The sequence below is a fragment of the Pseudomonas sp. D4002 genome (genome assembly GCF_013385665.1).
Lineage (GTDB): Bacteria > Pseudomonadota > Gammaproteobacteria > Pseudomonadales > Pseudomonadaceae > Aquipseudomonas.
This window is the reverse complement of record NZ_JACAPN010000059.1, coordinates 1-14976: the sequence shown is the minus strand read 5'-3', so window position 1 is coordinate 14976 and position 14976 is coordinate 1. Positions and strand designations below refer to the sequence as shown.

11 protein-coding genes are annotated in these 14976 nt (G+C 62.6%); 6 read left to right on the top strand and 5 right to left on the bottom strand.

All coding sequences use genetic code 11. The annotated features are described in order from the left end of the window. The first annotated feature begins 64 nt into the window (after window positions 1–64). Window positions 65–2110 carry a prolyl oligopeptidase family protein gene (locus HX824_RS30825; RefSeq protein WP_087692940.1) on the top strand — a complete coding sequence of 682 codons (2046 nt, stop codon included), beginning with the start codon at window positions 65–67 and terminating at the stop codon, window positions 2108–2110. Here HX824_RS30825 and mug read toward each other — a convergent pair. Beyond that, on the bottom strand, window positions 2097–2612 hold the full coding sequence (gene mug, locus HX824_RS30820; protein WP_177055953.1) for a G/U mismatch-specific DNA glycosylase: 516 nt from the start codon (window positions 2610–2612) through the stop codon (window positions 2097–2099). The two genes, HX824_RS30825 and mug, sit on opposite strands and share 14 nt — an antisense overlap. A 361-nt stretch (window positions 2613–2973) precedes the next feature. After that, the gene (locus HX824_RS30815) at window positions 2974–3360 is read right to left on the bottom strand and encodes a MarR family winged helix-turn-helix transcriptional regulator (RefSeq protein WP_177055951.1); all 387 of its coding nucleotides are present in this window, start codon (window positions 3358–3360) and stop codon (window positions 2974–2976) included. Between the two features lie 309 nt (window positions 3361–3669). Between HX824_RS30815 and HX824_RS30810 the strand changes: the two genes are divergently transcribed. The 4 genes from HX824_RS30810 (at window position 3670) to yghU (ending at window position 10437) form a co-directional block, all read left to right on the top strand. Continuing rightward, a complete protein-coding gene (locus tag HX824_RS30810) occupies window positions 3670–6858 on the top strand; it encodes an efflux RND transporter permease subunit (RefSeq protein WP_003207890.1) in 3189 nt (1062 codons plus the stop codon). A gap of 1 nt (window position 6859) precedes the next feature. Continuing rightward, window positions 6860–8041 (top strand): efflux RND transporter periplasmic adaptor subunit, encoded by a 1182-nt coding sequence (locus HX824_RS30805; RefSeq protein WP_177055949.1) that lies wholly within the window; start codon window positions 6860–6862, stop codon window positions 8039–8041. Continuing rightward, window positions 8034–9461 (top strand): efflux transporter outer membrane subunit, encoded by a 1428-nt coding sequence (locus HX824_RS30800; protein ID WP_003207893.1) that lies wholly within the window; start codon window positions 8034–8036, stop codon window positions 9459–9461. The genes HX824_RS30805 and HX824_RS30800 overlap by 8 nt, the downstream gene beginning before the upstream one ends. A gap of 133 nt (window positions 9462–9594) precedes the next feature. After that, complete coding sequence (gene yghU / locus HX824_RS30795) at window positions 9595–10437, top strand: glutathione-dependent disulfide-bond oxidoreductase (protein WP_177055947.1); 843 nt, start codon at window positions 9595–9597, stop codon at window positions 10435–10437. Between the two features lie 71 nt (window positions 10438–10508). Here the strand turns inward: yghU and HX824_RS30790 are convergent, their stop codons facing one another. The 3 genes from HX824_RS30790 to HX824_RS30780 form a co-directional block, all read right to left on the bottom strand. Further along, complete coding sequence (locus HX824_RS30790; RefSeq protein ID WP_177055945.1) at window positions 10509–11834, bottom strand: cation:dicarboxylate symporter family transporter; 1326 nt, start codon at window positions 11832–11834, stop codon at window positions 10509–10511. 91 nt (window positions 11835–11925) lie between these two features. Beyond that, window positions 11926–13134, bottom strand: a complete 1209-nt coding sequence (locus HX824_RS30785) for a pyridoxal phosphate-dependent aminotransferase (RefSeq protein WP_177055943.1) — start codon at window positions 13132–13134, stop codon at window positions 11926–11928. An 11-nt stretch (window positions 13135–13145) separates the two neighbouring features. Next, window positions 13146–13811: an RraA family protein gene (locus HX824_RS30780; RefSeq protein WP_003207901.1), complete on the bottom strand. Its 666-nt coding sequence runs from the start codon at window positions 13809–13811 to the stop codon at window positions 13146–13148. Window positions 13812–13928: 117 nt separating this feature from the next. Here HX824_RS30780 and HX824_RS30775 point away from each other — a divergent pair, with 117 nt between their 5' ends. Beyond that, window positions 13929–14825 carry a LysR family transcriptional regulator gene (locus tag HX824_RS30775; RefSeq protein ID WP_008433274.1) on the top strand — a complete coding sequence of 299 codons (897 nt, stop codon included), beginning with the start codon at window positions 13929–13931 and terminating at the stop codon, window positions 14823–14825. Window positions 14826–14976: the final 151 nt, after the last annotated feature.

Sequence of the window (14976 nt, the reverse complement as noted above, 5' to 3'; positions counted from 1 at the left end):
TATCACTCAAAAAGGCTCAAAGTCGGGCACGCTATCCATTTCTGCTTTTCGACAGGATTCGAACATGTCAAAACTTCCCGAAACGTCCAACGATCCCTACCAATGGCTTGAAGACGTCGACGGCTCGCGTTCACTGGACTGGGTACGCGCCCAGAACCTCAAGACCGAAGACCGGCTCGCCCGCTCCGACAGCTTCAAGCAGATCAAGGCCGATGTGCTGGAGATACTGGACTCGGACAGCAACATCCCCTACGTCGATAAGGTCGGCGCCTATTACTACAACTTCTGGATGGACGCCGCCCACCCGCGGGGCCTGTGGCGTCGCACCACGCTGGCGGAGTACCGCAAGCCCCAGCCTGCCTGGGAAACGTTGCTGGACCTTGACGCACTGAACGCCGCCGAGGGCGAAAACTGGGTGTGGCACGGTGCTGATTTCTTGCGCCCGGACTACCAGCGCTGCCTGCTGGCGCTGTCCCGTGGCGGCGCCGATGCGAATGTCACCCGCGAGTTTGATCTGGCCAGCAAGACCTGGGTCGAAGACGGCTTCCAGTTGCCCGAGTCCAAGGGCGGCCTGGGCTGGATCGACCGTGACAACGTCTATGTCTATACCGATTTTGGTGAAGGGTCGATGACCCGTTCCGGTTACCCGCGCATCGTCAAGCAGTGGCAGCGCGGTACGCCGTTGAGTGCCGCCAGTCTTGTCTATGAAGGCGCGCTGGATGATATGTACATCGCGGCGATGCACGACGACACGCCCGGCTACGAGCGTGACTTCGTCAGCCGCACGCTGGCGTTCTACAACAACGAGCTGTACCTGCGGGGCAGCGACAACCAGTTAAGCAAAATCGACGCGCCGAACTCGGCGGAAAAGTCGGTGTACAAAGACTGGCTGCTGCTGGAACTGCGGGAGGACTGGACGCTCGATGAGGTGTTCGTGGCCGGCTCGTTGCTGGCGATCCGGTTTGATCGCTTCATGGCAGGCCAGCGGGATTTCGAGGTGCTGTTCACCCCTACGGACAGCACCTCGCTGGCAGGGTTTTTCTGGACGCTGAATCACCTGGTGCTGAACGTACTGGATCACGTCAAGAACCGCCTCAGCGTCCTCACTCCCGGCGCGAACGGCTGGCAGCACAGCCCGTTCACCGGGGCGCCGAGCATGGGGACGGTGGGTGCCAGCGCAGTGGACAGCGACGACAGTGATGCCGTCTGGCTGGTGACCACTGACTACCTGACGCCGACCACCTTGTCGCTGGCCGAGATCGGTCATCCGCCCGAGGTACTGAAAACCCTGCCGGCCTTTTTCGATTCCAGCCAGCACGTGATCGAGCAGCACTTTGCGGTCTCCAGGGATGGCACTCGTGTGCCGTATTTCCTGGTGCTCGGCAAAGACCTGCCGCGCAACGGCACGGCGCCGACCTTGCTCTATGGTTACGGCGGCTTTGAATACTCCCTGACCCCGTATTACTCCGGTAAGGCAGGCCGCGCCTGGCTTTCGAAGGGCGGGGTGTACGTGGTTGCCAACATTCGCGGTGGCGGTGAATACGGCCCGCGCTGGCACCAGGCCGCACTCAAGCAGAACCGTCCGCGTGCCTACGAAGATTTCGCCGCAGTGGCCCGTGACCTGATCGACCGCGGGATCACTTCGCCCCGACACCTGGGCGCGGAGGGTGGCAGCAACGGTGGTCTGTTGGTCGGCAATATGCTTACTCAATACCCGGAACTGTTCGGTGCAATCGTCTCCCAGGTGCCCTTGCTCGACATGCAGCGCTATCACCTCCTGTTGGCCGGGGCGTCGTGGATGGGGGAATACGGCAACCCGGACGTACCTGAAGAGTGGGCGTACATCCAGACGTTTTCTCCATACCACCTGTTCGATCCGGCGAAGGCCTACCCACCGGTGTTTTTCCTGACCTCGACCCGCGATGACCGGGTGCATCCAGCCCACGCCCGCAAGCTGGCGGCGAAGATGATCGAGGCCGGCAAGGACGTGACGTACTACGAAAATATCGAAGGTGGGCACGGCGGGGCGGCGGACAATGCACAGGCTGCGCATATGAGTGCGCTGGTCTACAGCTTTTTGTGGGAGAAGTTGAGTTCTAATCGGGACTGAGTGTTGCCAGCCTTAATTGCTGGTACGCCTGCACCAATTGGTCGAGCGTAAACCCAAGGTTCCTGCCGCTGGGATTGGGCAGAACCCACACCGCCGCACACCCCAGGGTGTGCGGTTGAAGTCCCCAGGCAATCTGCTTCTGCCCGCTCAACGCGCTATAGGCGGCCTTTCCCAGAAACGCCACATACCGTGGCGCATAACGTGCGATCTTGCGTTCAAAACCCGCCGCCGCCGCCCTGAATTCATCCGCCGACAACTGGTCCGCCCGGGCCGTAGGCCGCTCCACCACCGTGGTCAGCCCGCATTGGTATTGCAGGATCGTGCGGTCGTTCTCCGGCTGCACTTCATGGGGCGTAAACCCGGCCAGGTGCAGCGTGCGCCAGAACCGATTGCTCCTGCCCATGAAGTGATGCCCGGTGGTGGCGGCCTTCAGCCCCGGGTTTATGCCGCAGAAAATCACGGCCAGGTCTTTGGTCAGAATGTCTTCGAGTGTTTCGTTCATGCTGAGTCTCAGGCAAGTGTCTTTCACGACGTTGGGAAAAACACAGGGGCGGTCTGGCGTATCGCGTTAGTCGGGATACCCTGTGAACCTGTTCAGGCTATCTTTACAGCGGCCATCATGGTTAACGGGGCCCGCAGGTCAACAGCAGAGCTGCTTTATGTGGGAGCGGGCTTGCTCGCGAAAAAACCGAGAACGCCGCGTTGAATCAGGATGCCAGCGTCATCGTTGACGACCTTCGCGAGCAAGCCCGCTCCCACATTTGACTGTGCCCGCTCTTGATTTTGATCTTGGGCGGCCCGCGGAGTAATGCAGGCAAGAGCGGAACCAATATCAGCCATTACCTAAATAACCGATATGCCCCCTAACCCAACAACGCCCGAGCAAACTCCTCAGACGCAATAAAGTCCATGGCCTTGCGCAACTCGCAAGCCGCCTCAGCCCCAAACACCTCATCAAACCGGACCGCCATCTGCCTGGACACCACCCGCGCCTCTTCGTATTTACGCTGCCCCGCGTCGGTCAACAGCACCCGCCGGCTGCGACGGTCCAACTCATCCACCCGCAACACCACCAGCCCGTCCCGCACCAGCGGCTTGAGCGTATGCCCCAGGGCCGACAAATCCATCACCAACGACTGCGCCAGGTCGCGCATCTTCGGAGCGTCGCCATTGGCGATGTGGTTCATCAGCGAATACTGGGTGGCCTTCAGACCAAACGGCGCAAACGCCTCGTCATAGATCTGCGCCATACGACGGGACGCGCGCCGCACGGCTCCGTTGGAACAGGTGCTCGGGCTATTCAGGACAGGCGGTGCGCATTTCACAGGCTGATCACTCGCTACAGATCAAGGGTTAACCGAACGTTAATCCGGCAAGATGAATATTGACACATGCTGCAACAAATTAGTTGCGTATGCCACTAAACGCTATATCGTGGCATATGCCTCTATTTTGACCGGATGTCAGTGCAGTTGGCCCGGAACACAGACGGGCGGGGCAGGAGGGAAGCGCTGTTCGGTACCTCCTTCAGTCATCAACTTCCTGTCTGGATCACATCTATGCTCAACCTCGTGCGCATCGCATTGCGGCGCCCCTATACCTTCCTGGTATTGGCTATTTTCATTCTGATTGTGGGCCCGCTCGCGGCCTGGCGTACCCCGACCGACATCTTCCCCGAAATTCGCATCCCCGTGATTGCCGTGATCTGGCAGTACACCGGCTTGCCGCCCGACCAGATGGCCGGCCGCATCACCTCGCCGTTCGAGCGGGTGCTGACCACCACGGTCAACGACATCCGCCATATCGAGGCGCAATCGCTGAACGGCTACGGCATCGTCAAGGTGTTCTTCCAGCCGGGAGTCAACATCAGTACGGCCAACGCGCAGATGACGTCGGTGTCCCAGGCCATCCTGCGTCAACTGCCGCCGGGCACCACGCCGCCGCTGATCCTCAACTACAGCGCCTCGACAGTGCCGATCGTGCAGTTGGCGTTGTCCGGCAAAGGCCTCAGCGAACAGAAACTCGGTGACCTGGGCCTCAACACCGTGCGCCTGATGTTGACCACGGTGCCCGGTGCCGCACTGCCATACCCGTTCGGCGGCAAGACTCGCCAGGTGCAGATCGACCTCGACTCCGCACGCATGCAGGCCCGTGGTCTCTCGGCGCAGGACGTGGCCACTGCCCTGGCCACGCAGAACCTGATCACCCCGGTGGGCACGCAAAAGATCGGCAGCTACGAGTTCAACCTGCAACTGAACAACTCGCCGACGGACTTCCACGACCTGGAAAACCTGCCGATCAAGACCGCCGACGGCACCACCGTGTTGATTCGTGACGTGGCCACGGTGCGTGACGGCAACCCGCCGCAGACCAACATCGTGCACGTCAACGGCAACCGCTCCGTGCTGCTGCCGGTGCTCAAGACCGGTTCGGCCTCGACCCTCGGGGTGATCGCCGGGATCAAGGACAAACTGGCCGACAACAAAGGCGCCTTGCCGCCCAACCTGAATATCGACCTGATCGGCGACCAGTCGCTGTTCGTGCGCTCGGCCATCAGCGGCGTCGCCCGGGAAGGGATCATTGCCGCCGCGTTGACCAGCCTGATGATCCTGTTGTTCCTCGGCAGTTGGCGCTCCACGGTGATCATCGCCACGTCGATCCCATTGGCCATCCTGTCGTCGATTGCCACGCTGTCGGCGCTCGGCGAAACCCTCAACATCATGACCCTCGGCGGCCTGGCATTGGCCGTGGGGATCCTGGTGGATGACGCTACGGTGACCATCGAAAACATCAACTGGCACCTGGAACAGGGCAAGCCGGTGGAGACGGCGATCCTCGACGGCGCGGCGCAGATCGTCACGCCGGCGTTCGTGTCGCTGCTGTGTATCTGCATCGTGTTTGTGCCGATGTTTTTCCTGGAAGGCGTGGCGCGCTTCCTGTTTGTGCCGATGGCCGAAGCGGTGATCTTCGCGATGATCGCCTCGTTCATCCTCTCGCGAACCCTGGTGCCGACCCTCGCCAATTACCTGCTCAAGCCTCACGAACATCATGCGGACGGTACGCCGGTGGTGGTGCCGTCGAGCAACCCGCTGGTGAAATTCCAGCGCGGGTTCGAGCGCCAGTTCGAGGCGTTTCGCGGGGTTTACCACGGGGCATTGGAGAGTGCCTTGCACCACCGTCGTATCGCGGTGATCGCGATGCTGGCGTTCGTCGCCGTGTCGTTTGCGCTGGTGCCATTCCTGGGTCGCAACTTCTTCCCCGACGTCGACTCCGGGCAGATCCTGTTGCATGTGCGTGCACCGATCGGCACGCGGGTCGAGAGCAATGCGCGGCTGGTCTCGCAGATCGAGAACACCATTCATAACGTGATCGAGCCCCGGGAGCTGGCGGCCATCGTCGACAATATCGGCCTGGCCATCAGCGGGATCAACGTGGCCTACAACAACACCGGCACCGTGGGTTCACAGGACAGCGACATCCAGATCAGCCTGAAAGAAGGCCATCGTCCCACCGCCGAATACATGCGCGAACTGCGGGAGCGGCTGCCCCGTGAATTCCCGAATGCGGTGTTCTCGTTCCCGGCTTCGGACATCGTCGGGCAGATTCTCAACTTCGGTTCTTCGGCGCCGGTGGATGTGCAAGTCAGCGGGAATAACCTGCCCGCCAACTTCACCTACGCCAGCACGTTGCTGCGGGAAATCCGGCGGGTGCCGGGTGTGGTGGATGCGCGTATCCAGCAGTCGCGGCAACTGCCCACGTTCAAGATCGATGTGGACCGTACCCAGGCCCAACTGGTGGGCCTGAACGAGCGCGATGTGACCAACAGCCTGGTGGTCAACCTGGCGGGTTCCAGCCAGGTGGCGCCGACGTTCTGGCTCAACCCGGCCAACGGCGTGTCTTATCCGATTGTGATGCAAACCCCGCAGTACGGCCTCGACACCCTGGCCGCCCTGCATAACCTGCCGTTGAGCGGCAGCCCCGGTTCGGCGCAAGACCAGACCCTCGGCGGCCTGGCGTCCATCGAACGCAGCCACGCGAACTCGGTGGTGACCCAGTCGGACATCCAGCCGGTGGTCGAGGTGTTGACCGCAATTCAGGGCCGCGACCTCGGTGCCGTTGCCGCCGACATCCAGAAGATCATCGCCGCCCACGCCAGCGAAGTGCCCACCGGCTCCAAGGTGCTGTTGCAGGGTCAGGTGCAAACCATGAACGCGGCCTTCAGTGGCTTGCTGTTTGGCCTGCTTGGCGCGGTGGTGCTGATCTACCTGCTGATCGTGGTCAACTTCCAGTCCTGGGCTGACCCGTTCGTGATCATCACCGCCTTGCCGGCGGCGCTCGCGGGCATCGTGTGGATGCTGTTCATCACCCACACGCCGCTGTCGGTACCGGCGCTGACCGGGGCGATCATGTGCATGGGCGTGGCCACCGCCAACGCCATCCTCGTGGTGAGCTTCTGCCGCGAACGCCTGGCCGTGCACGGGGATGCGGTGCAGGCGGCGCTTGAAGCCGGCTTTACCCGTCTGCGCCCGGTATTGATGACCGCGATTTCGATGATCATCGGCATGGCGCCGATGGCGCTGAGCCTGGGGGAGGGCGGCGAACAGAATGCCCCGCTGGGCCGTGCGGTCATCGGCGGGCTGGCCTTCGCCACCATTGCCACGTTGTTCCTGGTTCCGCTGATTTTCAGTCTTGTGCACGGGCGGCGTCAGCACGCCACGCTTGCGACCACCGCCACTCAAGGGGTTTGACATGTCTGCTTCCGTTTCCAATTCGGGTTCGCCCCGCCGTAAATCCCGTGGTCTGCTCTGGCTGGTGCTGGGGCTGGTGGTCCTGGTTGCCGTGGTGGTATTCGGCATCGGCGTGCGCGCCAGCGAATCCCATGACCTGAAAACCTGGACCGATGCCCAGGCGTTGCCCAGCGTGATCCTGATCACCCCGAGCGTGCAGCCCCAGGGTCCGATCCTGAACCTGCCGGGGCGCCTTGAGGCGTACTCCCGGGCGTCGATCTTTGCCCGGGTCAATGGCTACCTCAAGACCTGGAACGTCGACATCGGCGACCACGTGAAGGCCGGGCAACTGCTGGCCGAAATCGACACGCCGGAGCTCGATCAGCAACTGCTGCAAGCCAAGGCCGTGCTGGCTTCGGCCCAGGCCGACGAGTCGCTGGCACAGACCACCGCCAAGCGCTGGCAGGCGATGCTTTCGTCGGACTCGGTGTCGCGCCAGGACGTGGATGAGCGCACCGGCGACCTGACTGCCAAGCAGGCCAAAGTGGTCGCGGCCAGGGCCAACGTCGACCAGTTGGTTGCCACCAAGGGCTTCCAGCGTTTGACTGCGCCGTTCGCCGGCGTGGTCACTGCACGCTCCACCGATGTGGGGGCGTTGATCAGTGCCGGTGGTGCCACTGGCAAAGAGCTGTTCGCGGTCTCCGACGTCAGCCGCCTGCGGGTGTATGTGCAGGTGCCGCAGTCGTCGGCGCCGCAGATTCAGGTGGGCACCGTGGCACGTCTGAACGTGCCGGAGTATCGCGGTGAAACCTTCAACGCCAAGGTGATCGCCACTGCCGATGCGGTGAACGCCGCGTCCGGCAGCACCCTGGTGCAACTGTTGGTGGAGAACCCCGGCAGCCGCCTGTTGCCGGGCGGCTACACCAGCGTGCAGTTCACCTTGCCGGTCCAGACCGACGTGCTGCGCTTGCCTGCCAGCGCCCTGGTGTTCGATGACAAGGGCATGCGCGTGGCGACCCTCGACGCGAATAATCATGTGCACTTCAAGACCGTGACCATCGCCCGGGACTTCGGTGACAGCGTGGAAATCGGCAGCGGCCTGGTCGCCACCGACCGCGTGATCGACACCCCGCCCGACGGCCTGGCCGACGACGATTCGGTGCAGCTGGCCGCCAATCCCGTGGAGGCCAAACCCCATGGCTAAGCGCACTTGCCTGGTATTGGTCGCGACCCTGGGCCTGGGCGCCTGCCATCTTGCGCCGCCGCTGGACGTGCCGGAGGTACCCATTGCCGCGCAGTTCCATACCCAGGGACCGTGGACCGTCGGCACGCCGAACGACCAGGCGAGTCGCGACGGTTGGTGGCACATCTACAAGGACCCGCAACTGGATGCGATGGAGCAGCAGTTGCTGCAAAGCAACCCGGACTTGAGCGCGGCACTGGCTCACTATTCCCAGGCCCAGGCGTTTTTGGCCCAGGCGCAATCCGGGCTGTTTCCAAAGCTGATCGGTTCCAGCAATGCCCAGCGCATTCGCCAGTCGGACACCCGGCCACTGCGCTCGGCCAGCCCGCCGAATGTTTACGATTCCGGGACAGTGGGGGTAGAGCTGGACTATGAAGTCGACCTCTGGGGCCGTGTGCGCGACACCGTTGCCGCCGGCACCAGCGACGCCCAGGCCGCCAAGGCCGACCTGGCCTCAGTGCGTCTGAGCTTGCAGGCGCAATTGGCCGACAGCTACATCCGCCTGCGTGGCATCGACCGGCAAGACCAGTTGCTGCAGGAAACCAGCGATGCCTATGCCAAGGCTTTGAGCCTGACCGAAGGCTTGCACGGCGGCGGTATCGTCTCCGGGCTGGACGTGGCGCGGGCGCGTACCCAACTGTCGACGGTCAAGTCGCAGCTGAGCCAGAATTTGGTGCAGCGTGCAGTGCTTGAACACTCGATAGCGGCGATGCTGGGTGAGTCCGCATCGACCTACGCGATTGCCCCAAGCGTCGCGGATATCGCCTTGCCCGGCGTGCCCACCGGTGTACCGTCTACGCTGTTGCAGCGTCGGCCGGACATCGCCGCTGCCGAGCGCCGGATTGCCTCGGCCAATGCACGCATAGGGGTGGCGAAAGCCGCCTGGTTCCCGGCCCTTACCCTGAGTGCCCAGGGTGGTTTCCAGAGTGATGAGTTCGCGCACTTGTTGAGCGCGCCCAACATTTTCTGGGCAATTGGCCCGTCGCTGGTGGGGACGATTTTTGACGGCGGCGCGCGCCAGGCCGGGGTGGACAGTGCCAAGGCGGCAACCGATGAAGCCGCAGCCAAGTATCGTGGTGTAGTGTTGACCGCGTTCGAGCAGGTGGAGAACAACCTCTCGATCATCTCCGGGCTCGACACCGCCCTGGTTGACCAGCGCGATGCGGCGGCAGCCGCGCAGTACGCCGAGGACTTGTCCCTGGCCCGCTATCGCCAGGGTGGCGCGGCGTACCTGGACGTGGTGACGGCGCAGGTAGCGTCGTTGCAGGCACAGCGCACGGTGCTGGATCTGCAGACTCAACAGTTAAGCGCCAACGTAGGGCTGATCAAGGCACTGGGTGGCGGCTGGAATATGGCCCAACTGGCCCAAAAGAACCTGTAGGAGCGAGCGTGCTCGCGAAGGTCGTCGACCACACCGCGGGCATCCTGAAAGAACACGGCGCCCTCGAGTTTTTCGCGAGCAAGCTCGCTCCTGCCGTTAGTTGTTGTGAACATTGAATCCAAGGAGTAGTGGCATGACTGATTACGTACCGCCAAAAGTCTGGACCTGGAAGACCCAAAACGGCGGCACCTTCGCCAGCATCAACCGGCCCATTGCCGGCGCGACCCACGACAAGGAATTGCCGGTAGGCCGTCATCCGTTGCAGCTGTATTCGTTGGCAACGCCCAATGGCCAGAAGGTCACGATCCTGCTGGAAGAGCTGCTGGCCCTGGGTCACAAGGGTGCCGAATACGATGCGTGGTTGATCAAGATCGGTGACGGCGACCAGTTCGGCAGTGGCTTCGTCGGGGTCAATCCGAACTCGAAGATTCCCGCGCTGCTGGACCGCAGCGGGCCCAAGCCGATTCGGGTGTTCGAGTCGGGTGCGATCCTGCAGTACCTGGCCGAGAAGTTCGGCGCGTTCCTGCCCACCGAACCGGCGGCCCGTGCCGAATGCCTGTCGTGGTTGTTCTGGCAGATGGGCAGCGCGCCGTACCTGGGCGGTGGCTTCGGGCATTTCTATGCCTACGCGCCGACCAAGATCGAATACGCCATCGACCGCTTCGCCATGGAAACCAAGCGCCAACTGGACGTACTGGACAAGCAATTGGCCGAGCACGAATACATTGCCGGGGATGAGTACACCATCGCCGACATGGCGATCTGGCCGTGGTACGGCGGCCTGGTGAAAGGCCGCTTGTATGAGGCGGGGGAGTTTCTCTCGGTGCAGGATTACAAGCACGTCGTGCGCTGGGCCAATGCCATCGAAGCGCGGCCGGCGGTGCAGCGTGGGCGCCGGGTCAACCGCGTGTCGGGCGAGCCGTCAGAGCAACTGCGCGAGCGGCATGAGGCGTCGGACCTCGACCTGCACCGTTGATAGAGCTGGCAACCCACACCTTGTGGCGAGGGGGCTTGTCCCCCGTTGGGCTGCGCAGCAGCCCTGAAAATTCACCGCGTTTTTTCAGGAAAATTCGGTGAGCTTATTGGGGCTGCTGCGCAGCCCAACGGGGGACAAGCCCCCTCGCCACAGGTTTCAGCGGTGTCTTCACGGCGTTCCCACTTGGCAATCACCAGCGGTGCCAGGGCATTGCCCAGCACGTTCAACGCGGTGGTCGGCATTTCCATCAGGCGATACACCCCGGCGATGAAGGCGATGCCCTCCAACGGCAAGCCCGCACTCGCCAGGGTCGCCGACAGAATCACGAACATGAACCCCGGCACCCCGGCCGCGCCCTTGGATGTCAGCACCATGGTCACCACCAGCAGGGCCTGGTCGCCAAGGCTCAGGTCGATGCCATACAGCTGCGCCACAAACAGCGTGCCGATCCCCAGGAACAGCGACGCACCGTCCAGGTTGAACGAATACCCCACCGGCACCACAAAGCTCACCAGTGAAGGCGGCACGCCGTAGGTTTCGAGTTTCTTCATCAGTTGCGGCATCACCGCCGCCGAGCTGGCGGTGGAGAACGCCAGGATCAGTTCATCCTTGATATGCCGCATCAACGCAAACAGGTTGATCCCGCACAGCCGCGCGACCAGGTTGAGCACCACCAGCACGAAGAACGCAATCGACACGTAGCTGACCAGGATCAGCTTGGCCAACGGCAACAGCGAGCTGAACCCGAAGTTGGCCACGGTCACTGCGATCATCCCGAACACGCCGATGGGCGAATAGGCCATGATCATCGACGTGACCTTGAACATCGCCTCCGACACCCCGCGCAGCAGGGCAATCACCGGGTCCTTGCGCTCGGCCGGCAAGCGCGATACCCCGAGGCCAAACATCACCGCGAAGAACAGCACCGACAGCAGGCTGCCCTGGGCCATGGCATTGATGACGTTGTCCGGAATGATCCCGACAATGATCTGCCCCAGGCTGTGGCCGCCGGCGCTGCTGGTGGGCAAGGTCACGGCACTCGCTTGCAGGCTGGCCAGTTCGGTGCCGGCGCCCGGCTGGAGCAGGTTGCCCATCACCAGCCCGACGATGATCGCCAGGGTGGTGATGCAGAAGAAATAGCCCAGGGACTTGGCCCCGATGCGTCCCAGGGATTTACCGTCACCGTGCCCGGCAATGCCCACCACCATGCAGGCAAACACGATGGGCACGACGATCATCTTCATCAGCTTGATAAAGATATCGCCCGCCGGTTGCAGCAGGTTGTCCACCAGCCACGGCCGGGATTCGGGAAAACGGTGCAGCAGGGCGCCGATGGCGATGCCGGCGAGCAAGCCGATCAGGATTTGCCAGACCAGCGCGATGCGGGGCTTGTGCATGGGAATGCCTCATTTATATCAATGATTATGAGTGTTGTTCTAGGCAGTCAATGAGCGGCCATCCCTGGCCGCCGGGTGGGGCGGGAATCCGTCAGCGCAATCGATGGCACGCTTCATTCAGGCGACGGCAACCTTCTTCAATCACGTCAAGCGAGCTGGCGAAAGACAGGCGGATATACGGCGACATGCCGTACGCCGCGCCGCTTACGGTGGCCAGGCCGTGTTCCCGCAGCAGGTGCTCGGCCAGTTGGGTGTCACTGTCGATCCGCTCGCCGTGGGCGGTGGTCTTGCCCATCAGCCCGGCGACGTTGGCGAACACGTAGAACGCGCCATCCGGTGGCGTGAAGCTCACGCCGGGAATGTCTTCGAGCAGGCCCAGCATGCGTTCGCGGCGTTGCTGGTACACCTCGCGCATCCCGGCGATGGGCGCCTGGTCGCCGGCGAAGGCGGCCACTGCGGCAGCCTGGCTGAGGGAACTGGGGCAGGTGGTGGTTTGCGAAAGCAGCTTGGCAATGGCCGCGATCAGCCAGGCCGGGCCGGCACCGAAACCCAGGCGCCAGCCGGTCATGGCGTAGCCCTTGGAGGCGCCGTTGACGATCAGCGTGCGCGGCTTCAGGTCCGGTGCGAGTCGGGTCAGGGAAACGTGGCGGGCATCGTCGTAGACGAAGTGCTCGTAGATCTCGTCCGCCATGATCAGCACATGGGGATGGCGCCGCAGCACCGCGGCCAGGGCCACCAGTTCGGCCTCGTTGTACACCGCGCCGCTGGGGTTGTTCGGGCTGTTGAGGATCACCCATTTGCTGCGCGGGGTGATCGCTTGTTCCAGGGCCTGAGGCGACAGCTTGAACCCCAGTGACTCGTCGCCGGGAATGATCACCGGCGTCGCGTCATTCAGCCGTGCGATGTCCGGGTACGACACCCAATACGGCGTGTGCACGATGACTTCGTCGCCGCGATTCAGGGTCGCCGCCAGGGCGTGATAAATGATGTGCTTGCCACCGCACCCGGCAATCACTTCGTCCAGCCCATAGTCCAGCTGGTTATCGCGCTTGAGCTTGAGGCAGATTGCCTGGCGCAGGGCGAGGGTGCCGCTGGTGGCGGTGTAGTGGGTGTCGCCACCGTGCATCGCGGCGCTGGCTGCTTCGAGGATATGCGCGGGTGTATCGAAGTCCGGCTCGCCCACGGTGAAGTTGACGATGTCCCGGCCCTGGGCGCGCAGTTCGCTGACCAGTGCATTGGCGGCGATGCTCGGGGAGGGCGCGATGCCCAGCACCCGGTCGGACAGAAAGGCAGTGCTCATGATGACTCCCCTCAGCCTGCCAGGCCGGCCTGTTGCAACACCTTGTCGATCCAGCTCTGGCGCACCGCACCGCTGGCAATTTCGGCTTTGACTTGCTCTTCATGGGCCGCGTGTTGCGCGGCCTTGCGCAGCACTTCGGCGGCGTCGGCCTGGGAGAAGGCGACCAGGCCGTCTTCGTCACCCACCAGCACATCCCCCGGGTTGATCAGCATGCCGCCGATGGACACCGGCACATTCACCTCGCCCGGGCCGGTCTTGTAGGGGCCGCAATGCACCACGCTGCGGGCGTAGCAAGGGGTGTCCTCGAAGCTCGCGACATCGCGAATCGCCCCGTCAATCACAAACCCCACGCAGCCGCGTTGCTGGGCGTAGAGCTTGACCAGTTCGCCGATCACCGCGTTGTTGGTGTCGCCCTGGGCGTCCACCACCAGCACGTGGCCCGGCTCCAGCATGCTCAAGGCCTTGTAGATCAGCAGGTTGTCGCCGGGGCGGGTTTTCACCGTGAGCGCGGTGCCCACCAGCTTGCCGGTGCGGTTGTAGCGGTTCAGCCCACGGGCGCCGATGTGCCGGCCGAGGTTGTCGCTGATGTGCGGGGTGACCACGTGAGTGAAGGCTTCAAGCACTTCGGCGCAAGCCAGAGGTGGGTTGGGGAGGATGCGGGAACCGGGCAAGGACATGGCTGTAACTCCGATTGATCTTATGGGTCTGTGGCTAGATCTTAGGAGTGATGAACATACAGTTTTAGCGATATTTTATTATCTGATAGGATCGATTTTTCTCATGGGAGGTGGCCGATGATCACGTTCAAGCAAATCGACGCGTTGTACTGGATTGCCGAGCTGGGCAGTTTCGAGGCGGCGGCGAACAAGCTGAACATGTCGCAGTCGGCGATTTCCAAGCGCATCCAGGAGTTGGAAGAAACCTTCGATGTGGAGATTTTCGACCGCAGCAAACGCAATGCGCGGTTGACGGAAAAGGGCGCCGAGTTGCTCGACTACGCCAAGGACCTGCTGGAGCGTCGTGACTACATGCTGGAGCGGGTCAGCACCCGTGAAGTGCTGGTGCGCAGGTTTCGCCTGGGGGTGACGGAATTGACGGCTTTCACCTGGTTGCCGGCGCTGGTGGAGGCGTTGCGCGAGGCCTATCCCAAGGTGCAGATCGAGCCGTCGGTGGAGTTGAGCAGTGAGCTGTTTCGCAAGCTGGAGAGTGATGAGCTGGACCTGGTGATCGTGCCTGATGCCTACAGTGATTCGCGCTTCCTGAGTACGCCGCTGGGCAGTGTGGAAAACGCCTGGATGTGCGCACCGGGGTTGGTCAGCGAGGCTGATCCGGTGGGGCTTGAGGCATTGGCCGGGTATACGGTGTTGACCCAGGGTTCGCACTCGGGGACGGGGCTGATTTATGAGCGCTGGTTGGCAGCGCATGCTGTGCAGATGCCGCGCAAGTTGACCAGTCATAACCTGTTGGTGCAGGTCGGGCTGGCGCTGTCGGGGGTGGGGGTGAGTTATTTGCCCAAGGGGTGTTTGTCGCATTTGATCGAGCGCGGGGAGCTGCGCGCGCTGGTGACGGAACCGGCGCTACCGAGGGTTGGGTATGTGGCGTTGCATCGCGGGGATCGGCAGTTTGGCTTGAACCAGAATGTGGCGCAGTTGGCGGTGCAGTGTTGTGATTTTTCGCGGTTGTTGTTTTGAGTGTATATCCGTTATTTAGGTAACGGCTACTTAGGGTTCCGCTCTTACAGCGGGTCACTTTTGAAAAGCGTGTACGGACCGGACACATGGTGGACACATGTACGGGGACATGGTTGACACATTATGAACCGTAATCAGGCTGTTTCACGTC